25 protein-coding genes are annotated in these 26,305 nt (G+C 42.3%); 23 read left to right on the plus strand and 2 right to left on the minus strand.

From position 1 onward, the window contains the following. Window positions 1–29: 29 nt before the first annotated feature. From IGI72_RS08130 to rbfA, 12 genes are all read left to right on the plus strand, one after another. Complete coding sequence (locus IGI72_RS08130; RefSeq protein WP_428214437.1) at window positions 30–902, plus strand: aminoglycoside 6-adenylyltransferase; 873 nt, start codon at window positions 30–32, stop codon at window positions 900–902. Next, window positions 872–1,369, plus strand: coding sequence for an ASCH domain-containing protein (locus IGI72_RS08135; RefSeq protein WP_428214436.1), 498 nt, complete (start codon window positions 872–874; stop codon window positions 1,367–1,369). Before IGI72_RS08130 ends, IGI72_RS08135 begins: the two co-directional genes overlap by 31 nt. Window positions 1,370–1,457: 88 nt before the next feature. Continuing rightward, a complete protein-coding gene (locus IGI72_RS08140) occupies window positions 1,458–1,634 on the plus strand; it encodes a 2-hydroxymuconate tautomerase (RefSeq protein WP_005225916.1) in 177 nt (58 codons plus the stop codon). A 311-nt stretch (window positions 1,635–1,945) separates the two neighbouring features. Next, window positions 1,946–3,886 carry a threonine--tRNA ligase gene (gene thrS, locus IGI72_RS08145; protein WP_438753812.1) on the plus strand — a complete coding sequence of 647 codons (1,941 nt, stop codon included), beginning with the start codon at window positions 1,946–1,948 and terminating at the stop codon, window positions 3,884–3,886. 151 nt (window positions 3,887–4,037) lie between these two features. Beyond that, window positions 4,038–4,472 (plus strand): DUF4234 domain-containing protein, encoded by a 435-nt coding sequence (locus IGI72_RS08150; protein ID WP_428214434.1) that lies wholly within the window; start codon window positions 4,038–4,040, stop codon window positions 4,470–4,472. After that, window positions 4,469–4,810, plus strand: a complete 342-nt coding sequence (locus tag IGI72_RS08155; protein ID WP_225582180.1) for a DUF2752 domain-containing protein — start codon at window positions 4,469–4,471, stop codon at window positions 4,808–4,810. Before IGI72_RS08150 ends, IGI72_RS08155 begins: the two co-directional genes overlap by 4 nt. Before the next feature lie 207 nt (window positions 4,811–5,017). After that, complete coding sequence (gene rimP / locus IGI72_RS08160; protein WP_005225920.1) at window positions 5,018–5,491, plus strand: ribosome maturation factor RimP; 474 nt, start codon at window positions 5,018–5,020, stop codon at window positions 5,489–5,491. Window positions 5,492–5,512: 21 nt separating this feature from the next. Then, entirely contained in the window at window positions 5,513–6,727 is a 1,215-nt protein-coding gene (gene nusA / locus IGI72_RS08165) for a transcription termination factor NusA (protein ID WP_005225921.1), read from the plus strand. Between the two features lie 16 nt (window positions 6,728–6,743). After that, window positions 6,744–7,040 carry an RNase P modulator RnpM gene (rnpM, locus tag IGI72_RS08170; RefSeq protein ID WP_005225922.1) on the plus strand — a complete coding sequence of 99 codons (297 nt, stop codon included), beginning with the start codon at window positions 6,744–6,746 and terminating at the stop codon, window positions 7,038–7,040. Next, entirely contained in the window at window positions 7,033–7,335 is a 303-nt protein-coding gene (locus IGI72_RS08175) for a YlxQ-related RNA-binding protein (protein ID WP_015509584.1), read from the plus strand. Before rnpM ends, IGI72_RS08175 begins: the two co-directional genes overlap by 8 nt. Before the next feature lie 12 nt (window positions 7,336–7,347). Beyond that, window positions 7,348–10,080, plus strand: coding sequence for a translation initiation factor IF-2 (infB, locus tag IGI72_RS08180; protein ID WP_005225924.1), 2,733 nt, complete (start codon window positions 7,348–7,350; stop codon window positions 10,078–10,080). 33 nt (window positions 10,081–10,113) lie between these two features. Continuing rightward, window positions 10,114–10,464, plus strand: coding sequence for a 30S ribosome-binding factor RbfA (rbfA, locus tag IGI72_RS08185; RefSeq protein WP_005225925.1), 351 nt, complete (start codon window positions 10,114–10,116; stop codon window positions 10,462–10,464). Window positions 10,465–10,515: 51 nt separating this feature from the next. Here the strand turns inward: rbfA and IGI72_RS08190 are convergent, their stop codons facing one another. Continuing rightward, entirely contained in the window at window positions 10,516–11,094 is a 579-nt protein-coding gene (locus IGI72_RS08190) for a phosphatase PAP2 family protein (protein WP_428214433.1), read from the minus strand. A gap of 122 nt (window positions 11,095–11,216) precedes the next feature. Here IGI72_RS08190 and truB point away from each other — a divergent pair, with 122 nt between their 5' ends. The 4 genes from truB (at window position 11,217) to iadA (ending at window position 16,245) form a co-directional block, all read left to right on the plus strand. Further along, entirely contained in the window at window positions 11,217–12,143 is a 927-nt protein-coding gene (truB, locus tag IGI72_RS08195) for a tRNA pseudouridine(55) synthase TruB (RefSeq protein WP_428214432.1), read from the plus strand. 2 nt (window positions 12,144–12,145) lie between these two features. Continuing rightward, window positions 12,146–13,099 carry a riboflavin biosynthesis protein RibF gene (gene ribF, locus IGI72_RS08200; protein ID WP_428214431.1) on the plus strand — a complete coding sequence of 318 codons (954 nt, stop codon included), beginning with the start codon at window positions 12,146–12,148 and terminating at the stop codon, window positions 13,097–13,099. Between the two features lie 239 nt (window positions 13,100–13,338). Next, window positions 13,339–15,030 carry a putative basic amino acid antiporter YfcC gene (gene yfcC / locus IGI72_RS08205; protein ID WP_438755076.1) on the plus strand — a complete coding sequence of 564 codons (1,692 nt, stop codon included), beginning with the start codon at window positions 13,339–13,341 and terminating at the stop codon, window positions 15,028–15,030. A gap of 30 nt (window positions 15,031–15,060) precedes the next feature. Next, window positions 15,061–16,245 (plus strand): beta-aspartyl-peptidase, encoded by a 1,185-nt coding sequence (gene iadA / locus IGI72_RS08210; RefSeq protein ID WP_438753818.1) that lies wholly within the window; start codon window positions 15,061–15,063, stop codon window positions 16,243–16,245. Window positions 16,246–16,381: 136 nt separating this feature from the next. On the opposite strand, the gene IGI72_RS08215 is transcribed toward iadA, so the two are convergent. Beyond that, entirely contained in the window at window positions 16,382–17,248 is an 867-nt protein-coding gene (locus IGI72_RS08215) for an aldo/keto reductase (protein ID WP_050759602.1), read from the minus strand. A gap of 117 nt (window positions 17,249–17,365) precedes the next feature. Between IGI72_RS08215 and IGI72_RS08220 the strand changes: the two genes are divergently transcribed. From IGI72_RS08220 to IGI72_RS08250, 7 genes are all read left to right on the plus strand, one after another. Further along, window positions 17,366–18,013: a hypothetical protein gene (locus IGI72_RS08220; RefSeq protein ID WP_015509594.1), complete on the plus strand. Its 648-nt coding sequence runs from the start codon at window positions 17,366–17,368 to the stop codon at window positions 18,011–18,013. A 441-nt stretch (window positions 18,014–18,454) separates the two neighbouring features. Then, the gene (gene hemW, locus IGI72_RS08225; protein ID WP_074536421.1) at window positions 18,455–19,645 is read left to right on the plus strand and encodes a radical SAM family heme chaperone HemW; all 1,191 of its coding nucleotides are present in this window, start codon (window positions 18,455–18,457) and stop codon (window positions 19,643–19,645) included. 182 nt (window positions 19,646–19,827) lie between these two features. Then, the gene (hrcA, locus tag IGI72_RS08230) at window positions 19,828–20,871 is read left to right on the plus strand and encodes a heat-inducible transcriptional repressor HrcA (RefSeq protein WP_087627396.1); all 1,044 of its coding nucleotides are present in this window, start codon (window positions 19,828–19,830) and stop codon (window positions 20,869–20,871) included. A gap of 38 nt (window positions 20,872–20,909) precedes the next feature. Next, a complete protein-coding gene (gene grpE, locus IGI72_RS08235) occupies window positions 20,910–21,497 on the plus strand; it encodes a nucleotide exchange factor GrpE (RefSeq protein WP_005225935.1) in 588 nt (195 codons plus the stop codon). A gap of 52 nt (window positions 21,498–21,549) precedes the next feature. Then, window positions 21,550–23,379, plus strand: coding sequence for a molecular chaperone DnaK (gene dnaK / locus IGI72_RS08240; RefSeq protein ID WP_142965225.1), 1,830 nt, complete (start codon window positions 21,550–21,552; stop codon window positions 23,377–23,379). Between the two features lie 126 nt (window positions 23,380–23,505). Beyond that, window positions 23,506–24,675 carry a molecular chaperone DnaJ gene (dnaJ, locus tag IGI72_RS08245; protein ID WP_005225937.1) on the plus strand — a complete coding sequence of 390 codons (1,170 nt, stop codon included), beginning with the start codon at window positions 23,506–23,508 and terminating at the stop codon, window positions 24,673–24,675. A gap of 187 nt (window positions 24,676–24,862) precedes the next feature. Further along, entirely contained in the window at window positions 24,863–25,963 is a 1,101-nt protein-coding gene (locus IGI72_RS08250; RefSeq protein ID WP_428214426.1) for a glycerol dehydrogenase, read from the plus strand. The last annotated feature ends 342 nt before the right edge of the window (window positions 25,964–26,305 follow it).

A 26,305-nucleotide genomic window follows, 5' to 3' on the forward strand; every position in this document is an offset into this window, starting at 1 on the left:
AAAAACGAAACGAAAAAGAGGTGGAGACGGTGAGGGAAGAAGCAGAATTGCACCAATTGATCCTGTCTGTGGGGCAACGTGTTGGGGCACGTGCCATCGGTTTATCTGGTTCACGGACCGATCCACAGGCGCCAAAAGATTTTTTGCAAGACTTTGATGTGGTTTACGTAATGGATGATATTCAGCCCTTGGTCGATGATCCTTCATGGTTAGAAGCCTTTGGACCGATCATGATCAGGCAAACACCGGAAGCTAGCACCATCTATCCGCCAAGTTTGGGCGGGTGTTTTACGTACTTGATGCATTTTTTAGACGGAGTAAGAATCGATCTCATGCTATGTCCTCTTGCACTGGTCGATCGTCTGGCTAACGAACCAGGCTTGCAGCCGCTGCTTGATCCAGACCAATTACTAAGTTTTGCTAATCAAGCAAATCATTCGCATTACTGGATCAAGCGCCCGACCCAAGCCGCTTTTCAGGAACACTGCAACGAATTTTGGTGGGTAAGCACGTATGTCGTCAAAGGGCTGCTTCGAAAGCAGCTGATTTATGCTGCGGATCATTTATACACTATTTGTTGGCAAGAATTGTTATGGATTGAAGATTTGTTTGTTGCCCAAGCTCAGCAATTTCAGGTGAGTACTGGGAAAAATCATAAATACCTACAGTCGTTTCTAACGGAAAAGGAGTGGCGGGAATTGACCTCATTGCTTGATTTTTCAACGATCACTGCCTGCGGTCAGTCCCTCTTGAAGATGCAAAAACGTTTTGATAAGCAAGCAAAGAACATCAGCGAGAAATTAGGGTTGGCCTATGATTGGCAAGAAGCTGAGAATGTCCAAGCATATACGAAGTATTGGAGTGAAAAAAATTGGCAGATGGAACCAGAGAATCAAAAATAAAAGACAGTCAGATTCAGGCGTTTTGGCAGCGGTTTTTAAAAGAAAATCCAAGAAATCAATCTCCTTTGACCTATGAAGATGCTTGGTCCTTTGGTGATACTCCACAAATGGCCGATGAACTGGCAGCACTGGTTTTAGCTGGCAAAAAGACGGCAACGACATCTGCCGCTGCGCTCTATGAAATCGAGCAAGAAGCATTGCCGCAATCAGGAACCTATAGTGTCCTTTTAAATGGGTCGGATGTACCAAAAGCTGTTCTTTACTTAGAGTCAGTGTCGATCGTGCCTTTTGATGAGGTGACAGCAGACTTTGCCTTTTTAGAAGGGGAAGGAGATCGCACTTTGGCTTATTGGCGCCGTGTTCATGAAGCTTTTTTTCGACGAGCTTATGCCTCAGCGGGGTTGTCTTTTCACGATCAAATGCTGTGTGTTTGCGAAAAGTTTTGTGTCGTTTATCAGGAAGAATAAAGTCATGGTTTTCTATGGAAACCAAGGTAATAGTTTTTGTCTTTTTGAAAAAGGTGTATAATCAAAAGCAAACAAAGGAGGAAATCGTATGCCATTTATCCATGTCGAACTAGTTGAAGGACGTTCGCAAGAGCAACTGACGAATATGATGAAAGAAATCACTGAGGCGGTCCATAAAAATACAGGCGCCCCTAAAGAGCATATCCATGTTATCATCAATGAAATGAAGCAAGGAACCTATGCTGTGAATGGCGATTGGAAATAATTCTCTTGCTTTTTTATCAAGAGAGTGGTTTAATTGAGCCATAATCGATCAATAAAAAAGACACCTGAATTTGAGAGTCTTCGATAAGAGAGGGAAATCTTGGCTGAAAATTTCCTAGAAGAAAACCAAAGGATGACCACTTTTTTTAGACCTCTGTTGAAACGGAGGCGGTTGAACCGTTATCTCATGAAGAGGAAAACAGACTTTTTCTGTTTTTGAAGAATAGGTGGAACCACGAGTGATCGTCCTAGTATCGTAACCGATACTAGGACTTTTTTTATTGATTGAAATCATCAAAGGAGGACATTCATATGTCATTATTTATTACATTTCCTGATGGCGCAAAAAAAGAATTTGCTGTTGGGGTAACAACCAAAGAGATTGCTGAAAGTATCTCGAAAAGTCTTGCAAAGAAAGCCTTAGCTGGAAAAGTCAATGGACAACTGATCGATCTTTCACGTCCGATCGAAGAAGATGCAACGATTGAGATCGTGACACCCGATCATGAAGACGCCTTAGGCTTACTTCGTCATTCGACAGCTCATTTAATGGCTCAAGCCATGCGCAGACTCTATCCATCGATCCATTTTGGGGTAGGACCTGCAATTGATTCTGGTTTTTACTATGACACAGACAATGGGGAAAACCCAGTAACTGCAGAAGATCTACCAGCAATCGAAGCAGAGATGATGAAGATCATCAAAGAAAATCTGCCAATCGAACGCCGCGTGTTAACAAAAGAAGAAGCGTTGACCCATTTTGCCGAAGATCCATACAAAGTAGAGTTGATTACTGAATTACCAGCTGATGAAACGATTACTGCCTATCAGCAAGGTGAATTTGTCGATCTTTGCCGCGGTCCTCACGTCCCATCAACTGGTCGTATCCAAGTGTACAAATTGTTATCAGTGGCAGGTGCTTACTGGCGTGGAAGCTCTGACAACCAGATGATGCAACGGGTATACGGAACAGCCTTTTTCGATAAAAAAGACTTGAAGGAATTTATCCGTTTACGGGAAGAAGCAAAAGAACGCGATCATCGCAAATTAGGAAAAGAATTAGAATTGTTCATGTTATCACCTGAAGTCGGCGCTGGTTTGCCTTTCTGGCTTCCAAAAGGAGCTACGATCCGACGTACGATCGAACGGTATATCGTGGACAAAGAAATCAGCTTAGGGTACCAACATGTGTATACACCAATCATGGCAAACGTGGATCTATACAAAACCTCAGGGCACTGGGATCATTACCATGAAGACATGTTCCCGCCAATGGATATGGGTGATGGGGAAATGTTAGTATTGCGACCAATGAACTGTCCGCATCATATGATGGTTTATAAAAATGACATTCATTCGTATCGTGAGCTACCGATTCGGATCGCTGAATTAGGCATGATGCACCGCTATGAAAAATCAGGGGCATTATCTGGATTGCAACGGGTTCGGGAAATGACTTTAAACGATGGGCATACATTCGTCCGTCCGGATCAAATCAAAGAAGAATTCAAACGGACACTTGATTTAATGATCGGTGTTTATGAAGACTTTAATATCACCGATTATCGTTTCCGTCTAAGTTATCGTGATCCACAAAACAAAGACAAATATTTTGATGACGATGCAATGTGGGAAAATGCGCAAACGATGCTAAAAGCCGCTATGGATGAATTAGAATTGGATTATTTTGAAGCAGAAGGCGAAGCAGCTTTCTATGGACCAAAACTAGATGTCCAAGTGAAAACAGCTTTAGGCATGGAGGAAACCTTGTCAACGATCCAATTAGATTTCTTGTTGCCTGAACGGTTTGACCTAACGTATGTTGGTGAAGATGGTGAAAACAACCACCGTCCAGTGGTGATCCACCGCGGCATCGTTTCAACGATGGAACGCTTTGTGGCTTATCTAACGGAAGTCTATAAAGGCGCATTCCCAACTTGGTTGGCGCCGATCCAAGCATCGATCATTCCAGTTTCAGTCGAAGCTCACAGTGACTATGCTTACGAAATCAAAGAACGCTTGCAGGCACAAGGACTGCGGGTAGAAGTGGATGACCGCAACGAAAAAATGGGGTATAAGATCCGCGCATCACAAACCCAAAAAATTCCTTACCAAATCGTTGTTGGGGATCAAGAAGTCAATGACGCGACAGTCAATATCCGTCGCTACGGCAGCAAAGAGACCCAAGTCGAAGAATTGAATCTGTTTGTTGATGTAATGGCTGCAGAAGTGAAAAACTATAGTCGCAAATAGTTTTATGATGGATGAAGCGAAAAAGCACCTTCTTTAAGACGGTGCTTTTTTGTCTAAATCTATAAAAATAAATAAATACGTTTTGTTATAGTGATTATATTGTAGTATAATTGATAAGTGGCAAAAATGAAAAAAAGAAAAGGAGTTTGTGATGAATTATAATTACGGAGTTAGAAAGAAATCGGTTGTATCGGTCATTTTATTAACATTTATTACTTGTGGCATTTATACATTCTTTTGGATGTACCAAACAACCAAAGAGCTGGCAGAATACAGCGGGGATAATCGTCTTTCGCCAGAAACATCGATCTTATTATCGATCCTTACTTGCGGATTGTACCAAATTTATTGGTGGTATCGAATTGCGGATATCTTTATGAGTGCACAACAACGAGCGAATATGCCTCGTCTGAGTGACAACAAAATCCTTTTTGTCGTCTTGAGCCTTTTTGCTTTTGATTTCATCAACATGGCGATTTTACAAGGTGATATGAATCAAATGTGGGAAGCTGCTGATCAAAATGCCATGATGTCATCTGCTACATCAAACGATTCGTCTGATTCAGATGATTGGGTCGATTATTGATTTGTCCGTTTAAATGGTTAACGGGGTTTCCTTGTCCAGGTTGTGGCATGACGCGCGCCTACTTGCACTTATTTCAGGGTGATCTTGAAGGTGCGCTGCATTTTCATCCCTTGTTTTGGTTAGTGCCGATCGTATTCGGAATCGTTTTGTTCAAAAAAAATCCGAAAATCAGCAAACTTTACCACAGTCACAACCTGTGGCTGACCTTGACACTTTTGGTATTAGTGGTTTATGGTGGTCGGCTCTGGCTTCATTTCCCACATGACGCGCCAATGGACTTTGATCCAGAGAGCATTTTCCCACAACTACTACGCCGGATTGGTCAAGTGATTCACTAACAGCCATTCACCCAAGCATTAAAAATCTTTAAGAAAATGCTTTGTTTTTTTCTGAAAGCGAAGGGAACATGCGACAGTAGTTGAATCTTTATGAAAATTGTGTTATATTTACAATGTAATGATACTTAGAGTGAGTGAGCGGTTTTTTCGCTCACTCTTTTTAATGGAATGAAGTTCGTTTCGTTGAGAAATAAAGGAGGCGATGTTGTGAGTACGGTAGTGGAAACTGTTACAGATATAGTGACCCCTATTCTGGATGCGCAAAAATTTGAATTAGTTGAAGTAGAATTCGTGAAGGAAGGGAAAAATTGGTTTCTTCGTGTGTTCATCGATAAAGAAGGCGGAATCGATATCGAGGAATGTGCCTTTGTCAGTGAACAACTTAGTGAACAATTAGACCAATGCGAACCTGATCCTATTCCACAGGCCTATTTCTTGGAAGTTTCTTCCCCTGGCGCCGAGCGTCCATTGAAGAAAGAAGCAGATTATCAACGGGCAGTCGGCGAGTACATTCATGTTTCTTTATATCAACCGATTGATGGAGAAAAACAGTTCGAAGGCTTTTTACAGTCATTCGACGAAAATCAGCTAGTTATTAAGACCCGAATTAAAACCAGAGAAAAAGAACGAACGATCGACCGGAAAAATATTGCCAAAGCTCGTTTAGCCATTCAATTTTAAACACGGAGGAATGAAAGAATCATGAGTAAAGAAATGTTGAATGCATTGGATGCATTAGAAGCAGAGAAAGGCATTTCAAAAGAGATTGTCATCGATGCCTTGGAAGCGGCATTGGTTTCAGCCTACAAACGTCATTACGGGCAAGCACAAAATGTGGAAGTTGAATTTGATCAGAAAAAAGGCAACATCCACGTCTATGCAGTCAAAGAAGTGACAGAAGAAGTCATGGACTCGCAACTAGAGGTTTCATTAAAAGAAGCGATGACAATCAATCCCGCTTATGAAATCGGCGACAAAATCCGTTTTGAAGTAACGCCTAAAGACTTTGGTCGTATTGCGGCGCAAACGGCAAAACAAGTCATTTTGCAACGGGTCCGTGAAGCAGAAAGAAACATTATCTATAACGAATTTAGTGCGTACGAAAAAGACATTCTGCAAGGAATCGTTGAACGCCAAGACAATCGTTATATCTATGTAAACTTAGGCAAAATTGAAGCCGTGCTTTCAAAACAAGACCAAATGCCAAATGAGTTTTATCAACCCCATGATCGGATCAAAGTATTCGTTTCTCGTGTTGAAAATACTTCGAAAGGCCCTCAAGTATTCGTTAGCCGTAGCCATCCAGATTTGCTACGCCGATTATTTGAACAAGAAGTGCCAGAAGTATATGATGGTACTGTAGAGATCGTAAGTATTGCTCGTGAAGCAGGGGATCGTGCCAAAGTTGCTGTTCGTTCCTTTGATGCCAACGTCGATCCAGTCGGCACTTGTGTTGGTCCTAAAGGTCAACGGGTTCAAGCGATCGTCAATGAATTAAAAGGCGAGAACATGGACATCGTGGAATGGAATGAAGATCCAGCGATCTTTATCGCCAATGCGTTGAATCCAGCAGAAGTCAGCGACGTTATTTTCGACGTTGATAATCCGAAGGCATGTACTGTTGTCGTTCCTGATTACCAATTATCATTGGCGATCGGTAAACGCGGACAAAATGCTCGTCTAGCAGCCAAATTGACTGGCTTCAAAATCGATATCAAATCAGAAACAGACATGGAAGAGTTTTATGCGAAGCTGGATGAAGGCGACTATATCGATGAGTATGATGCAACTGCTTCAGAAGCTGCTGATGAAAGTAGCACAGAAGTAACAGAATCTGCGGAAACAGTTGATGAAGCGATCCTTTCATCAGACATGACTGCGGATGATTATGAAAATGTTGAGTTTGACGAAAAATAGTTGAGGTGAGATCGTGATGAAAAAACGAAAAATTCCTTTACGAAAATCAGTGATTTCAGGCGAAATGTTGCCTAAGAAAGAAATGCTTCGTATCACTCGTTCAAAAGAAGGCGTTGTTTCCATCGATCCAACAGGAAAAATGCCCGGTCGAGGAGCTTATATAGCGATCGAACCGGCTGAAGCCCAGAAAGCATGGGATAAGCGGATCTTGGATCGGGTGCTGGAAACGAAATTAACAGATGAATTTTACCAAGAACTATTGGACTATGTAACGCACCAAAAAGCGCGAAAAGAGTTATTTGCAAATGAATAAAACCAAAGCATTAAATATGTTAGGACTAGCCATGCGTGCTGGGAAATTAGTGACTGGTGAAGAAATGACCTTAAAAGAAATTCGCAATGAGAAAGCTGCTTTGGTCATTGTCGCCAGTGATGCTGGTAAAAATACACAAAAGAAAATTAAGGACAAAAGTTCTTATTACGAAATTCCGCTCCTAGATGCATTTTCTGCTGATGAAATCAGTGCGGCCATTGGGAAACCAAGAATGGTCATTGGCATCTTAGATCAAGGATTTGCAAGGAAGGTGCAGGAATTAATATTAGGTTAGGAAGGTGATTGCATGGGGAAAAAAAGAATTTATGAACTTGCAAAAGAATGGAACAAATCGAGCAAAGAGGTTGTTGAAAAAGCACAATCTTTAGGCTTTGATGTCAAAAATCATATGGGCGCGATCTCAGATGGAGAGGCGCAGAAATTGCAGCAGTCATTAGGCGGCAATCCAAATGGTAAAACATCTGCAAACTCAAATCCCGCAAATCAGAAACCAGCCAACCAGCCGGAAAAACAAGAACAAAAGAAATTTAAAACGCAAAGAAATAATCCTAACTTCCAAAACCGTCATAACAATCAAAGTCAACAGCGAACTACGCAAAGCAATAACCGTCCTGCTGGTCAAGGACAAGTAGAGCGCACGAACAGTCAAGGAAGTAACAGACCAAATAACCAAGGAAGTCATAATCGAGTGAATAACCAAGAGAATCGTAACAATCAAGGGCAACAAAACCGCCCAACAAACCAAGGACAACAAAACCGTCCGAATAATCAAGGGCAACAAAATCGCCCAAACAACCAAGGACAACAAAATCGTCCGAACAATCAAGGACAGCAAAACCGTCCGAATAACCAAGGGCAACAAAATCGCCCAAACAACCAAGGACAACAAAATCGTCCGAACAATCAAGGACAACAAAACCGTCCAAACAACCAAGGGCAACAAAATCGTCCGAATAACCAAGGACAGCAAAACCGTCCAAACAACCAAGGACAACAAAATCGTCCGAACAATCAAGGGCAACAAAACCGTCCAGCCGCTCAATCTGCAGGAAATACGCAAGGGGCAGACCGCAACAACAACCGTACGCAAGGCTCGAATGATTCCCGTGGAGGAAATCAAAACCGCGGCAAGTCAAATTACGGTGGACGCAATAACAATTTCAACAACAACAATCGCAATAAATTTAACAAAAAAGGGAAAAAAGGCCGTCAGCAGACGGAAAAGAAACCGCCAGTTCCAGCACGTAAATTCCGTGAACTGCCAGAAGTATTGGAATATACAGAAGGCATGAACGTAGCGGATATCGCGAAAAAAATCTACCGTGAACCAGCAGAGATCATCAAGAAGCTCTTTATGATGGGGGTTATGGTCAATCAAAACCAACCTTTAGATAAAGATACGATTGAACTGCTTGCTACCGATTACGGAATCGAACCACAAGAAAAAGTTCAAGTGGATATCGCAGACATCGATAAATTCTTCGAAGCAGAAGAACAAATTGAAGAGAATTTAGTATCACGACCACCTGTTGTTACCATCATGGGTCACGTTGACCACGGGAAAACAACATTGCTTGATACGTTACGTCATTCACGCGTAACAAGTGGTGAAGCTGGAGGAATCACGCAGCATATTGGGGCTTACCAAATCGACATCAATGGCAAACCAATCACTTTCTTAGATACTCCTGGACACGCGGCGTTCACCAGTATGCGTGCACGGGGAGCAAGTATCACTGATATTACGATTTTAGTTGTCGCAGCTGATGATGGTGTCATGCCGCAAACGGTAGAAGCGATCAACCATGCGAAAGCAGCAAAAGTGCCAATCATCGTTGCAGTTAACAAAATCGATAAACCAGGTGCTAACCCTCAACATGTGATGCAAGAATTAAGTGAACATGAGTTGATCCCAGAAGCTTGGGGTGGGGATACGATCTTCGTTGAAATCTCAGCGAAATTTGGGCAAAACATTGAAGAATTGCTTGAAATGATCCTCTTAGTAGCAGAAGTCGAAGATTTGAAAGCTGATCCTACCCAACGGGCGATCGGTACCGTTATTGAAGCGCGCCTTGATAAAGGCAAAGGTCCTGTAGCAACACTATTGGTACAACAAGGAACTCTTCATGTTGGTGATCCAATCGTTGTGGGGAACACTTTCGGTCGTGTCCGCGTGATGACGAATGATTTAGGTCGTCGTGATAAAGCAGCTGGACCTGCAACGCCAGTCGAAATCACAGGATTGAACGATGTCCCTCAAGCAGGTGACCGTTTCGTTACCTTTGAAGATGAAAAAACGGCTCGGGCAGCAGGTGAAGAACGTGCAAAACGTGCCTTGATGGAACAACGTGCATCAAGCAGTCGTGTGACATTGGATAACTTGTTTGAAAGTCTAAAAGAAGGCGAACTGAAAGAAGTGAACGTCATCATCAAAGCAGACGTACAAGGTTCAGCCGAAGCGTTAGCTGCGTCATTGAAGAAAATCGATGTTGAAGGTGTGCGAGTAAACATCGTCCATTCAGCCGTTGGTGCCATTAATGAAAGTGACGTAACGCTAGCAGCAGCAAGTAATGCCATCATCATCGGATTCAACGTCCGCCCTACACCGCAAGCCAAACAGCAAGCGGAAGCAGAAGAAGTCGATATTCGTTTGCATCGCATTATCTACAAAGCGATCGAAGAAATCGAAACAGCGATGAAAGGGATGCTTGATCCTGAATTTGAAGAAAAAATCACCGGTCAAATGATCGTTCGTGAAACCTACAAAGTTTCTAAAGTTGGTACGATCGCTGGTTGCTATGTGACGGAAGGCAGCATTCGCCGTGACAGTGGTGTACGGGTGATTCGTGACGGTATCGTCATCTATGAAGGCAAACTTGCCAGCTTGAAACGCTTCAAAGACGATGTCAAAGAAGTGAAGCTAGGATTTGAATGTGGCGCGATGATCGAGAAATTCAACGACGTAAAAGTCGATGATGTGATCGAAGGCTATGTCATGGAAGAAGTACCAACAAAATAAACGAAATGACAACTATACAAGGAGGCTTTTTGAATGGCTAACTATCGAGATCGCCGAGTGGCGCAAGAAATCTTAAAAGAAGTCAATCAAATTCTTCGTAAAAAAGTTCGTGATCCTCGCGTGCAAGATGTGACGATCACAGATGTACGAGTAACTGGAGATTTGCAGCAAGCAACGATCTTTTACAGCACCTTGACGGACTTGGCTTCAGATAAGCAAAAAGCCCAAGCAGGACTGGAAAAAGCAACTGGGTTGGTTCGTCGTGAACTAGGCCAAGCGCTAACGCTCTACAAAGTTCCAGAAATCCAATTCGAGTTGGATGAATCTGTACAATACGGGAATAAAATTGATGAAATGATTCGCGCATTGCACTCAGAAGAATAAAAAAAAGAACAGCTTCCAGTCGAAGCTGTTCTTTTTTATTTGGAAAAAGCATCAGGAATTCATCAGTAAAGTAACCAGTCCAGCAACACCTGCCCCTAAGAGCCAACCACCGATCACATCTGTTAAAAAATGGATCCCTAAGTAGACTCTGCTAAAGCCAATCATAAAGCTAAGCAAAATTGCCAGTAAGGTCATCGGGATGACAGCTGAGGGAACCAATTGTCCAAGATTCAAGGCGATCGTTCCATACATGGCAGCGGATGTGGCAGCATGAGCACTAGGAAAGCTGTGATCTTTTTCTTCAACTAAACGATGATCAATAGGACGATCTCGTCGGACGATTCGTTTGATCAAGTAAGCAGCTGCTGATACTATGAAGATACCGACTGCTGTTTTTGGTGCAAGATCCGCCCGCGATGATGGAAAGGCAAACAACAGTAAAGCGATCGCAACTGTCGGAAAGGCTTTTCCTAAATTGGTAAAAAAGTGCATCATGCGCGTCAAAGAGGGCGTACGGCTTTGGATGATCTGCAAAGCAAACGCTTCTTCCCAACGCTGCATCGTGCCGAGCTGAATCATGATCAAAAAAATGGCAAATCCAATAAATGACCCTATCGTTAAAACAACCATTTTAGGACCTCCTTATATGCTTAGTTTATCATGTAATGAGAAAGAGCGAAAAGGATTTTGTCGTGCAATGAATTTTTTTTATATGTTATAATAAGCAAGTTGAAGTGAAATGGAGGAATACGATGGACGGGATTTTACCATTATGGAAAGAGCGTGGACAAACAAGTCACGACTGCGTGTTTAAATTACGAAAAATATTAAAGACAAAAAAAATCGGACACAGCGGCACACTAGATCCTGACGTGGATGGTGTCTTGCCCATTTGTATCGGAAAAGGAACGAAGATCGTCGAATACTTGGTTGATTCTGGAAAAGTCTACACCGGGGAAATCACTTTGGGCTTCAGTACCACTACAGAAGATCGGTCGGGGGATATCGTTCAACAACAAGCACTAACTCGTCCTTTTACGAAGGAAGAGATCGATCAGGCAATGAAACAGTTGACGGGGACGATTACCCAGATCCCGCCGATGTATTCGGCGGTCAAAGTCAATGGCAAACGACTTTACGAATATGCTCGTAACAATGAAACTGTCGAGCGGCCACAGCGCAAAGCAGAAATTTATTCCTTTGAACGAATTTCAGAGCCGATTATTCATGAGGACAATACGCAAAGCTGGCGTTTTGAAGTTGCTTGTGGAAAAGGGACCTATGTTCGCACATTAGCGGTCGACACAGGGAAATTGCTGGGTGTACCCGCGCATATGTCTGATTTGACTCGCCTAAAAAGCGGTGGTTTTTCAAAAGAACAATCCTACACGATTGCAGAGGTGCAAAAGGCAGTCGATGAACAACGTGTTTCGGAACTACTACTACCTTTAGAATACGGGGTATCAGAATTTCTTCAAGTGACGATCGATGCAGACCTCTGGCAGAAAGTAAAAAATGGCATGCGTTTGCCCTTCAGCGCGTTTGGATTACCAAAGCGCCCAGAGGAATTAGTGGCGATTTTTTATCGAGAACAATTGATCAGTATCTATAAAGCTCATGACAAATACCAGGATATGATGAAACCGGTAAAAGTCATCCGTACAGAAATAGGAGAATGAATATGGAAATCATTGAAATAAGACACCCTTATGATCACGCAGCGATTCCTGAGGAGGAGATCGTCTTAGTTTTAGGCTTTTTCGATGGCGTGCATTTAGGTCATCAAAAAGTCATTGAAACAGGACGCAAGATTGCAGAGGAGAAAGGGTTAAAATTGGCGTTGATGACCTTTAATCAGCATCCCTCGATCGTTTTTCAAAAGGTTGATCCTGAAAAAATGCAATACCTGACCAGTTTGCCGCAAAAAGAAGCGCACATGGAACAACTTGGGGTAGATATTCTTTATATCATTGAATTTACTTCTGCTTTTGCAAATTTGGCACCGCAAGTATTTGTAGATGAATACATGATCGGACTGCATGCAAAAGTTGTTGTTGCAGGTTTTGACTATACCTATGGCAAGAAAGAGATAGCCAACATGGCGCTTTTGCCAACCTATGCAGAAGGACGTTTTAAAGTCGTGACTGTCGCGCAAGAATCGTTTCATGAGGAAAAGGTCAGCTCCACACGCATTCGCTCTGCACTACAAAATGGTGATATGACGCAAGTCAATCGCTTGTTAGGGTATATTTATGAATTTGAAGGAACCGTCGTTCACGGTGATGCTAGAGGACGAGAACTTGGGTTTCCAACCGCAAATATCAAAGTGAAGAGCACCGTTCGGTTGCCAAAAGAAGGCGTCTATGTGACGGAAATCAAAGTTGGTGACAAGTGGTATCCATCGATGGGATCGATTGGTCACAATGATACGTTTGGTCAAGGTCGCCAGTTAACAGTAGAGATTTATATTCTCGATTTTCACCAAGATATCTATGGTGAAACCGTGGCGATCCGTTGGCATCATTTCTTACGTGATCAAGTCGCTTTCAATGGCGCACAAGCGTTGATCGAGCAATTAAAGCAGGATGAACGAGACACTGAAGCTTATTTTGATGGGCTTTCTGAAGAAAACTAGTCATTCGTAGTGAAAAGAAGCGTTTCTGGCTTCTTTTCACTTTTTCTTTTTCTCTCTTTTTATAACGTAGTTTATTTGAATTCTAATGCTTTCCCCATGAGGAAAAAACGTTTTTTCGATATACTAAAAAATAGGCTAAAATGATAATTTATGCAGTACGCTGCAAAGGGAAAGGGAGAGAAAAAGTGACAATTGGAAAAAAAGCGAAAAAGGGGAAAGAAAAGAAAGATTTAACCAAAATGAAAACGCCGCATACGTATGTCATCATTTTTGGGGTTGTGCTGTTGGCATGGTTGCTGACTTTCTTAGTTCCTGCTGGGAAATTTAGTACACAAGAAATCGAGTATACCGATGCAAATGGGGACATAAGTACCAGAACGGTCTTGATGCAAGATTCGTTTCGTTATGCCTACCCGTTAGATAACGAATACGTCTATCAACAGTTGAATCAATTGGAAGACGATCCACAAGAGCTGGAAGAATTAGATGTCGATCCTGAGGCTTTAGCAGCTGTTCTAGCTGAAGGGCCTAAAGAGTTGTCCCAGAGTCAATTAGATGAGGTCGGGCTAACGGATGACACCCTTTACAGCCTTTATGGCGAAAAGATTTATGATACTTCAGAAAAACTGCATAAAATAGCCAAGGTTTGGGGAACCGATGACTTTGGCGGTTTCGGCTTTTTAAATTTTGTTTTTGAAGGGTTGGTTTCTGGCGATAAATATGGATCAGCAGTTGGGATCGCAGCACTGATTTTAGTGGTCGGTGGTGCATTTGGTATTATCATGCAAACCGGAGCGATTGATGCGGGGATCTTTGCATTTATCAGCAAAACCCGTGGATTAGAACGTTTGGCATTGCCGCTGTTGTTCTTTGCTTTTTCATTTGGTGGTGCTACTTTTGGAATGGCAGAAGAAGTCATTCCGTTTTCGATGGTCATGGTGCCTTTCGTGATCGCATTAGGGTATGACTCGATCGTGGCGGTCACTGTCACCTATGTCGCCTCCCAGATTGGGAATGCCACCTCGTGGATGAGTCCATTTAGTGTGGCAGTGGCTCAAGGGATCGCAGGTATTCCCGTTCTTTCAGGCGCAACGTTCCGAATCATCATGTGGGTCGTGGTTACCGCATTATCCGCAGGATACCTCATGATCTATGCCGAAAGAATTCGCAAGAATCCTGAGAAATCGCTCACGTATCAATCAGATGCGTATTTTCGAAATCATCTTGAAAAAACCTCCAGTGAGCAAAAACCATTTTTATTAGGTCATAAATTGATCTTGGTTGAAATGCTGGCGGTCTTGATCTGGATCGTATGGGGTGTGACACAAAAAGGCTATTATATTCCCGAGATCGCTTCTCAATTCTTTGTTATGGGCTTAGGGGCAGGAATCATAGCGGTTCTTTTCAAATTAGAAAATATGGGCTTGAATGATGTGGCGAGTGCCTTTCAATCAGGGGCCTCAGAATTAGCGGGAACTGCAATCGTTGTAGGGATGGCCAAAGGGATTCTTCTGGTTCTCGGCGGTTCTGATGCCAACGTGCCGTCAGCCTTGAATACGATTTTGCACAGCATCGGTGGTTTGTTAAGCAATGTTCCAGCATTTATTGGGGCATGGTTCATGTACATTTTCCAAAGCTTCTTCAATTTGATCGTGACCTCCAATTCAGGTCAGGCTGCATTGACCATGCCGATCATGGCGCCATTAGCTGATCTTTTAGGTGTTTCCAGACAGATCGCTGTATTGGCTTATCAATTAGGCTCAGGCTTCATGGATGCCTTCACTCCAGTATCGGCAAGTCTGATCGGTGTGCTAGGTGTCGCAAGAATCGAATGGGTGAAATGGGCGAAATTCCAGATCAAAATGCAAGGGTTCTTATTTGTATTAGGAACGATCTTCATCTTTATTGCAGTCGCGATCGGCTTGCAATAAGAAGCAATCAGATACGAGGAGGAAGCACTCATGAAGGTGATACGACAAGCGGAGGTTTATGCGCCTGACTATTTAGGAAAAAAAGATATTCTTTTAAGCGAAGACAAGATCATTGCTATTGAAGATTCGATCGAAGGAGGATTCTCAGGGGTTCCTCTTGAAGAAATCGATGGCTCAGGGTTACTTGCTGTTCCCGGCTTTATTGACTGCCACTTTCATATCTTAGGAGGTGGCGGGGAAGGCGGCTTTCAGAACCGGACACCAGAAGTGAAATTGTCTCAGCTGACCTCAGCGGGGGTAACGACAGTGGTTGGGTGTTTGGGTACTGACGGAGTAGGCAGAGATATGACTGCCTTGATCAGTAAGGCCCGTGGACTAGAGGCAGAAGGCATCACGACGTACTTGTATGACGGTTCTTATCGATTGCCATTGACTCCGGTCACCGATTCTATCATTCAAGATTTTTTGACTATTGACAAAATCATTGGTATCGGTGAAATTGCCGTTTCTGACCATCGTTCTTCACAACCGAGTTTCGAAGAATTTACCCGCGCGGTGGCGGATGCCCGTGTTGGTGGGATGCTTTCTGGAAAAGCAGGCATCGTAAACGTCCACTTAGGTGGAGGGAAGAGAAAATATGAGCTGCTTTTACGAACCATCGAAGAAACAGAGATTCCAATCAGCCAATTTTTACCGACACATGCCAATCGGACCAGCGAGCTTTTCGAAGCAAGTATTGCTTTTGCAAAAATGGGTGGAACGATTGATTTTACAGCGAGTGAGGATCCTGATTTCTGGGAAAAAGAAGACGATGAGGTTCGCTTCAGTAAAGGATTGAAGCGTTTGTTAGCAGAAGGGATCGGGCTGGATCAATTTACCATGACCTCTGATGGGCAAGGCAGCCTCCCGTACTTTGATGAAAACAATCAATTCATAGGTCTGGGTGTCGGTAGTTCGCGAGCCTTGATGGTAGGCATTAAAGAAGCAGTCCAAAAAGAGCAGATTCCATTGGAGATCGCCATTCGAGCAATCACTTCTAATCCAGCGAAAGTATTGAAGCTTGATCAAAAGGGACGGCTTGCAGCAGGGATGGATGCTGATATTTGCTTGCTGAACAAAGAAACATTAGTAGTAGAAACGGTTCTAGCGAAAGGCAGAACGATGGTAGAAAAACAAGAAGTGAAAGTGTGGGGTACCTTTGAGCAACTAACGTAAGAAGATTCCAGCTTTGACAAACTAAGAAACGGTTGTTTTTCTAAACAGAGTTTTAGAACAAAATAAGCAGCCCGATCCATGACCAGCATTTACTGGACTTGATCGGACTGCTTTTTTCAATTAAACGCAAGCATTCTTAAGCTTGCAACGCATCCAATTTCTTCATGTCTTCTTCAGAAATTTCAAAGTCAACTTTGGCATTGTCAGAAATGTATTCTTCATGAACGGATTTTGGCAATGGCAGAATGTCTTTTTGTAGCAAGTAGCGAATTGAAAGTTGTGGAATAGATTTTCCATAAGCTTCCGCAATCGTCTTCACTGCATCGTTATCGAGCAAACGACCGGTGGCGATTGGAGAATAGCCTTCCACTAAAATTTCGTGGTCTTTACAAAATGCCAATAACTCTTCATTTGTGCGTCCAATATGGTAAACAAACTGGTTGACCATCGGTTTCACATCGCAATGATCAAAAATATTCTGTAAATCTTTTTGATCGAAGTTGGAAACACCAATTGATTTTACTTTCCCACTTAAGTAGGCTTCTTCTAGTGCTTTCCAAACATCGATGTTTTCAAGATAAAAATCTTTGTTTTCTGGATTGTTTCCCATGATTTTCCAAGGACGAGGAGCGTGGATCAAAATCAAATCGATATACCCTAAGTCAAGTTTTTTTAGAGAAGCATCAATGCTATCAACCGCTTCTTGATAGGTCTTCAACTCAGCAGGTACTTTCGTGGTAACAAAAATTTCTTCGCGGGCAACGCCTGAATCGCGCACAGCTTTCCCAACCGCTTCTTCGTTTTTGTAAGCTGCCGCTGTATCGACATGTCGATAACCGTTTTGAATGGCAAATTTTGTGGCGTTGTAAGCATCTTCTGGAGAAGATTGCCAGGTTCCAAGGCCAATCTTAGGAATCGTCAGTTTGTTCTGCAAGGTAAATGTTTCTTGTAATATCACGTATCTCAACCTACTTTCATCGCTTTTTTTTGTTACATCTTCCATTATAAAACGTTTTCTTGTTTGAAACAAATCAGACGCTGAAACTTTTTCGGTAAATTGACTTTCAAAAGGATCTTTGATACATTATCAGCAACCTAAACGCAGAAAGATGTGGAAAAAATGGATTTTGTAAAAGAAGATTTTGCCTATTATCGGCGCTCTTTTGAATTGATGTATCGCAGTTATTTCCGTAGAAGAATGATTGCCCTGGGTGTAGCAATTTTGATTATCTTAGGTTATTTATTTTTGTTACAAGAAAGTTTGCTTTTAAATATCATCTTGCTAGGTATTTTGCTAGGGATGATGGCGTGGCTGGTTTCACTTTCTCAGAAAGCGAGTGAGGTCGTACGTGCTTTTGAAGAAGAAAATCAGGTGCCGCAAATTCATCAACTGACAGAATTCGAGGATCATTATGCGTTCCCAATGAACGATGGAACAACGATGCGCGTGAAGAAAAACGGCAATCGCAATTTCCCTTCCAATAATAAACAGTACACGTTGATGGCAGGCTATAAAAAAGTTTTCTTTGTGCAACAACCCTTGATGATTTTTTACTATGACCTCTTGGAAATGAAGTATGATGAAGCGTATCGTTTGAAACGAAATCGCCAAAACGGGTTCAATCGTTGGTCGCGTTATTTCAGCTTTCGCTCCTTTAAGGGATCAATCGGCAATGTTTTTCAATTCTTGCTGGGAAATATTTTCTTCTTATTTATTGCGTATCGGTTGATCCGCTATCTGATCGATATTTTGCTGCACATTCTATAACGGTCGCCAAGGGGATAATTCTCATCGTTTTCATAGACTGGTGAAAAAGATGATAGGACTTAATTTTTTAAAAAAGGTATACTTAAGTCAGATAAGACAAGCAATTGTCTTTCAAGAATAAGAGTCCTGCTCTTGTTAAGTAAGCCGTCAGCAACAGCTTATCTATTGTGGCGCTAACAGTTTGGGGGAAGTGTTAGTTCTTGTAACAAACAGATTTTTTTCTGGGTGGGATAAGAACAAAAGCGGTATTTTACCGTACTTAATAAGAGTAGTGCTCTTAATTTTTGCTATGACTATTTGAAGACATCACTTCTTGGAAGTGGTGTTTTTTCTTGCCCAAAATAGTCCAAGTGATAGGAGAATTCTAAGAACTATGCTACAATGAGTGCCGATGCTCTCAGCGATGGGAGTAAAAAGAAGGTAGAGGAGAATCACTTAGGAATGCCTGAAGGTCAAACAATAAACGATCCATCTACAAAAAGCGCGCAAAATATTTCTGCGTATATACATATACCATTCTGTGAACATATCTGCTATTACTGTGACTTCAACAAAGTGTTTTTAGAAGGGCAGCCAGTGGATGAGTACATTGAAGCGTTACTAAAAGAAATTGAGCTGAGCCTCTTGCGTCAGCCTATCAATGAGGCGGAAACAATTTATATCGGCGGCGGGACGCCAACGTCGCTTTCGGCGAACCAGCTGGATCGATTGCTTTCAGGTGTGCATGAATTGCTGCCGACCCACACAACCAAAGAGTTTACCGTGGAAGCAAATCCTGGTGATTTGAGTGAAGAAAAAATGCTGGTTTTGAAAAACCATCAAGTCACTCGCTTGTCGATGGGGGTCCAAACCTTTGATAATCGCTTGCTTAAAAAAATTGGCCGCAAGCATACCGCTGAAGATGTTTATTCAACCATTCAGCTGCTGGAAAAACATGATTTTCAGAATGTGACGATCGATTTGATTTATGCACTTCCGGGACAAAGCATAGAAAGCTTCCGTGATACACTGACGCGAGCGATTGATCTCGGGTTGCCTCACTATGCGATGTATTCCTTGATTTTAGAAAACAAAACCATGTTTATGAACTGGGTTCGCCAAGGGAGAATGGCGCTGCCTTCTCAAGAAGCTGAAACGCAGATGTTTGATGAGGCGATCGCCGCGATGACAAAAGCTGGCTTGAATCAATATGAAATCAGTAATTTTGCACGACCAGGGTATGAGTCCTTGCATAATCTAGTGTATTGGAACAATGAACATTATTTTGGCTTTGGGGCAGGCGCCAGCGGGTATCTTGGACAGACCCGCTACAAGAATAAAGGTCCAATCCAGCATTATTTGAAACCATTACAGGAAAATCAATTGCCAATCCATGAAACCGAAGAATTGACAACCAGTAATCAAATGGAAGAGGAACTGTTTTTAGGCCTTCGTAAAAAGGCTGGCATTTCAAAAATACGCTTTGCAGAAAAATTCGGGAAGTCTTTTCAGGAAATCTATGGTTCAACTAGCGAACAGTTGATTCAAAAAGGCTGGTTGGCTAGTCAAGGTGATCGTGTCTTTTTAACGAAAGCTGGGATGTTCATTGGCAACGAAGTGTTTGAAGCATTTCTCTTGGATGGAGAAAAATAAGAAAGAACAAGGAAGAGAAGTAGCCATTTCGCGCTGCTTCTTTTTTGATTTCTTTTTTTAGCACTCTCTTAGAAAGAGTGCTAAAAAAGTGATGCAAATACTTGACATTCCTAGCAAATATGGTATATTTATAATCGTGTTAGCACTTAATAGGAATGAGTGCTAACGGAGGAGTGGATAAAATGTTGACACCTAGACAACAAATGATTTTACACCTCATCATCCAAAACTATACGAATACTGGTCAGCCCACGGGCTCGAAGCGATTGATGGAAGATGGGGTTGAAGCTAGCTCTGCCACCATTCGTAATGAGATGAAGGCGCTGGAAGAAGCTGGACTTCTGCTAAAAACACATTCATCTTCAGGGCGTGTGCCATCAATAAAAGGGTATCGCTATTACGTTGATCACTTATTGAAGCCATCTGAAGTTGACCAAAACGAAATTCAAACCATTCGTCATTCTTTTGGAAAAGATTTTCATGAAATCAATGAAATCATCCAGCAGTCTGCCACGATCTTGTCCAACTTGACTAGCTATACAGCGTTGTCTCTCGGACCAGATATGAAGGAAAGGAAATTGACGGGCTTTCGAATCGTCCCTTTGAATGCACGACAGATCATCGCGATCATCGTGACGGATAAAGGAAATGTCGAAAATCAAGTCTTTGCTCTTCCTGAATCGATGAGCAGCGAAGATTTGGAAAAAATGGTAAGGATCATCAACGACAAATTGATCGGTGAACCTTTAATGACGGTCTACCATCGATTAAGAACCGAGATTCCTATGATTCTGCATAAGTATTTTCAAACGACTGACGGAATCGTTGATCTCTTTGATACGATGCTGAGCCATATTTTTGAAGAAAAAATCTTCGTCGGCGGGCGAATGAATCTTCTGGATTTTGAACCGACGCAAGATGTTAGTCAGTTCAAATCGATGTATTCATTTATGAAAAACGCAGATCAGCTGACACAGCTGCTGGCGCCAAGAGATTCTGCGATTCAAATCAGAATCGGCTCTGAGCTTGGCAACGACTTGTTACAAAATATGAGTTTGATCCAAGCCAGCTATGAAATCGAAGGTCATGGACAAGGAACGATCGCTTTATTAGGTCCATCAAGTATGCCGTATTCACGGATGTTTGGATTGATGGAAGTTTTTCGAGGCGAGTTAGCAAAAAAATTGGCCGATTATTATCGCGCATTAGACGCTGCCAATGAATAAGCGGCAATGAAACAAATCGTAGAAGGGATGGTTGAAACGTGACGGAAAAAGAAGAGCGTTTAGATGAAGAATTAGATAAAACTGCTGAAGAAACCGCAGAAACAACTGAATCTTCAAATGAATCAACTGAAACTGAAGCACAGACTCCTCAACCAGAGGAAGAAGCAGTGGAAAAAAGCGAATTGGAACTTTTGCAAGAAAAGAATAACGAATTGGAAGATCAATTCCTGCGTGCTCGTGCAGAGATCGCAAATATCACTTCACGTAACCGCAACGAGCGGGAACTTTTACAAAAATACCGCTCGCAAGATCTTGGCAAAAAACTGTTGCCAGCAATCGACAATTTGGAACGAGCGATGGCAGCAGATGTCGATCAAGACCAAGCTGCGAATTTGAAAAAAGGCGTTGAAATGGTTCTTGAAAGTCTGCGTCAAGCCTTAAAAGAAGAGGGAATCGAAGAGATTCCTGCTGAAGGTGCAATGTTCGATCCGAACTTGCATCAAGCGGTGCAGACTGTACCTGCCTCTGATGAAACACCGGCAGACACAATCGTTACTGTCTTGCAAAAAGGGTATAAATTGCATGATCGTGTCTTGCGTGCAAGCATGGTCATCGTTGCACAATAGTTCTTTCTATCTATAAGTAGATGTTTAAATTAAAAAAGGGAGTGTATTACTTATGAGTAAAATTATCGGTATCGACTTAGGAACAACAAACTCAGCTGTTGCTGTCCTTGAAGGCGGCGAAGCAAAAATCATTACGAATCCAGAAGGAAACCGTACCACACCTTCTGTTGTCTCATTCAAAAACGGTGAGATCCAAGTAGGGGAAGTTGCAAAACGCCAAGCAGTAACAAACCCGAATACGATTTCTTCTATTAAACGCCATATGGGTGAAGCTGGATACAAAGTAGAAGTTGAAGGCAAATCTTACACACCACAAGAAGTTTCCGCAATGGTTCTTCAATACATCAAAGGATTTGCTGAAGACTATTTAGGTGAGAAAGTTGAAAAAGCAGTCATTACTGTTCCTGCATACTTCAACGATGCACAACGTCAAGCAACCAAAGATGCTGGTAAAATTGCCGGTCTTGAAGTAGAACGGATCGTCAACGAACCAACTGCCGCAGCTTTAGCTTATGGGTTAGATAAAACAGATAAAGATGAAAAAATCCTAGTCTTTGACTTAGGTGGCGGTACTTTTGACGTATCGATCCTTGAATTAGGGGATGGCGTCTTTGACGTATTATCAACTGCTGGGGACAACAACCTAGGTGGGGATGACTTTGATAACAAAATCATCGATCACATGGTAGCAGAATTCAAAAAAGAAAACGGCATTGATCTTGGAAAAGATAAAATGGCCTTGCAACGTTTGAAAGATGCTGCTGAAAAAGCAAAAAAAGACTTGTCAGGTGTAACAAGTACTCAAATCAGCTTGCCATTTATCACAGCTGGTGATGCTGGTCCATTGCACTTGGAAATGACCTTGACTCGTGCGAAATTCGATGAATTGACCGCAGACCTAGTCGAACGGACAAAAATTCCAGTACGCCAAGCTTTGAAAGATGCTGGCTTGTCACAATCAGAAATCGATGAAGTCATCTTAGTTGGTGGTTCAACACGTATTCCAGCAGTAGTTGATGCTGTTCGTAAAGAAACCAATAAAGAACCAAACAAATCAGTAAACCCAGATGAAGTGGTAGCGATGGGTGCTGCGATCCAAGGTGGCGTGATCACAGGTGATGTGAAAGATGTCGTCTTACTAGACGTTACACCATTATCATTAGGTATCGAAACAATGGGTGCCGTCTTCACAAAACTGATCGATCGTAACACAACGATCCCTACAAGTAAATCACAAGTCTTCTCAACTGCAGCAGACAATCAACCAGCCGTTGATATCCATGTCCTGCAAGGGGAACGCCCAATGGCAGCTGACAACAAAACATTAGGTAGATTCCAATTGACGGATATTCCACCAGCACCTCGTGGCATCCCTCAAATCGAAGTAACATTTGATATCGATAAAAATGGGATCGTCAATGTTTCTGCAAAAGATTTAGGTACACAAAAAGAACAAAAAATCACGATCAAATCATCTTCAGGTTTATCAGATGAAGAAATCGAACGCATGGTAAAAGATGCTGAAGCAAACGCTGAAGCCGACAAACAACGCAAAGAAGAAGTTGATCTACGCAATGACGTCGATGCTTTGTTGTTCACTGTTGATAAAACATTGAAAGAGCTTGAAGGCAAAGTGGATGCAGACGAAGTCAAAAAAGCGGAAGATGCTCGTGATGAGTTGAAAGCTGCACTTGAAGCAAACAACTTAGAAGAAATGAAAACGAAACGTGATGCTTTGAATGAAATCGTACAAAACTTAACTGTTAAGTTATACGAACAAGCAGCACAACAACAAGCACAAGAAAATCCAGAAGCTGCACAAGGCGGCGCAGACGATGTGGTTGACGCCGACTTTGAAGAAGTAGACGGTGACGATAAATAATCGCTGTTTGTGAAAAAGCCAAAGTCACCGCTTTGGCTTTTTCTTATGAATTTGCGAAACGTATTTTTCTAGAGCGAATTATATGCTAAAATACGAGAGACGCAAGAATATAGTGGAGGGAAGCCAATGGCAGACAAAAGAGATTATTATGAGGTCTTAGGTCTACAAAAAGGGGCTTCGGATGACGAAATCAAAAAAGCTTATCGTAAGCTTTCAAAACAATATCATCCAGACATCAATAAAGAACCTGATGCAGAAGCAAAGTTTAAAGAAATTTCTGAGGCCTATGAAATATTAAGTGATTCCCAAAAAAGAGCTGCTTATGACCAGTATGGTCATGCTGGTACCGATCCGAACTACGGAGGCGGTTATGGCGGTGGATTCGGCGGCTTTAACAGTGGCGGATTCTCCGGTGGCGGTTTTGGTGGATTTGAAGACATTTTCGAATCGTTTTTCGGTGGTGGAGGCGGCAGAGCAGCCAATCCTAATGCACCTCGACAAGGAGCGGACTTGCAATATGCGGTTGATCTTTCCTTTGAAGAAGCGATTTTCGGAGTGGAAAAAACTGTTCAATACAATCGTGAAGAAACCTGTCATACCTGCGGTGGGAACGGGGCAAAACCAGGTACTTCACCAGAAACCTGTCATAAATGTCATGGTGCAGGTACCATCAATGTTGAACGTCAAACACCGCTTGGTCGTGTGATGAGCCGTCAAACCTGTGATGTTTGTCATGGAACTGGGAAAGAAATCAAAGAACCATGTACAACATGTCATGGTACTGGCCATGAAAAGAAAAAACACAGTGTGAAAGTCAACGTACCTGCAGGTGTCGAAGATGGACAACAAATGCGCTTGTCTGGTCAAGGAGAAGCTGGCACCAATGGTGGTCCTTATGGTGATTTGTACGTTGTTTTCCGAGTGGAAGAAAGTGATATTTTTGACCGTGATGGGTCGGAAATTTATTACGAACTGCCGTTAAACTTTGTCCAAGCTGCTTTAGGCGACGAAGTCAATGTACCAACGGTTCATGGGAATGTGAAATTAAAAATTCCAGCTGGTACGCAAACAGGCACAAACTTCCGCTTACGCGGTAAGGGAGCCCCTCGCTTACGGGGAGGCGGCAATGGCGATCAACAGGTCAAAGTGAAGCTGATCACACCTAAGAACTTAAATGAGGAACAAAAAGAGGCATTGCGGGCTTATGCAAAAGCCAGTGGCCATGAAACGAACGAACAACAACCAGAAGGATTTTTTGATAAAATGAAAGATGCTTTTGGTGGGAAAAAGAAATAACCATGAAAAAATCCAACTCATGCCCTTATAAAACCATCCGTTTTATAAGGGCATGAGTGTTTGTATGGCTATAAATGTGCAGTATGGGCAAGAATCGAATCTTCTTGGCCATCTTTTTTTCTTTTCCTTTGAAATCGCTTGCTTAGTGTGTCACAATAAAAGTAGACCAATTAAAGGAGGAGATACAATGGAAAGAATATTTGCGAGTCCGTCACGATACGTTCAAGGAAAAGGGGTCTTGAAGCATGGGTTATCCCATATCAAAGATTTAGGAAAGAAAGTGCTTCTTTTGACCGATGAAACTGTTTGGAAAATTGCCGGTGAAGAACTATTTGAGAACCTGAAAGCAGCCGAGTTAGATCCGGTAAAAGAAATTTTTGGTGGAGAAGCTTCTGCAAATGAAATCGATCGTATCGTCTCTAAAGCCAAAAGTGAATCAATCGAAGTGATTGCCGCATTAGGTGGTGGGAAAGCCATCGATACTGGGAAAGCTGTTGCGGATGAATTGAAAATACCGATTGCTGTTTTGCCAACGATTGCCTCCACTGATGCACCAACTTCGGCACTTTCTGTTATTTATACTGATGAAGGTCGTTTTGAAAAGTATCGTTTTTATAACAAAAATCCTGAACTTGTCTTAGTGGATACCGCTGTGATTGCCAAAGCGCCTGCCAAATTGCTAGCCGCTGGTATTGCGGATGCACTCGCAACCTATGTCGAGGCACGTGCTGTTGCTCGAAGCCATAGTAAAAATATGGTCGGCGGGGTGCAACCAATTGCCAGCATGGCGATCGCTGAAAAATGCGAAGAGATCCTTTTTGAGAATGCCTTAAAAGCCTATCAAGCGAATAAAAAACAAGTCGTTACCGAAGCTTTTGAACAAATCGTGGAAGCCAACACTTTGCTTAGTGGATTAGGCTTTGAAAGTGCAGGTCTGGCAGCAGCTCATGCGATTCATAATGGCTTGACAGCCCTTGAAGGAGACGTTCATGATCTGACCCATGGTGAGAAGGTTGCTTACGGAACACTCACTCAATTGATGCTGGAAAATGCAGATCCTGAAGAGCTCGACCAATATATAGAATTGTATCAGGCATTAGAATTACCGACGACATTATCCGACATGCATCTTGCGCAAGCCAGCGATGCAGACCTATTAAAAATTGGCGAGCAAGCAACCATCGAAGGGGAAACGATCCACAATATGCCATTTCCGGTTTCTGCAGAAGATGTTGCAGCAGCGATCAAAGCCGTGGATGCCTATGTGAGTGCTTACTATCCTCTATGATGTTATTTTATTAAAGATCATCAATGTGTGCTCGGTGATTTCAAAAAACGTTTGACAATAAAAAAGAGTCGTGCTATTTTGATAACAAGCAAATTAAAGGAGGGAACAAGACATGACAAACGTCAACACACAAACTACCTGTTGTTGTTGTATGGTGCAAAAAGCAGCATACCGATTTGTCATGCCTATTATTAGTTCCTTTGTCGCAGAAGATCGCTGAAGTTTCTTTAGTGATTCACTTCTATCCGGATAAGACGACATTTTTTTGGGGTACTGATGTAATAGTCAGTACCCCTTTTTGTTTGCTGTTTTTTACCGCTTTCATTGGCGACGGCTGATGAT

Source organism: Enterococcus sp. DIV1059_2, from assembly GCF_051713685.1.
Taxonomy (GTDB): Bacteria; Bacillota; Bacilli; order Lactobacillales; family Enterococcaceae; genus Enterococcus_D; species Enterococcus_D casseliflavus.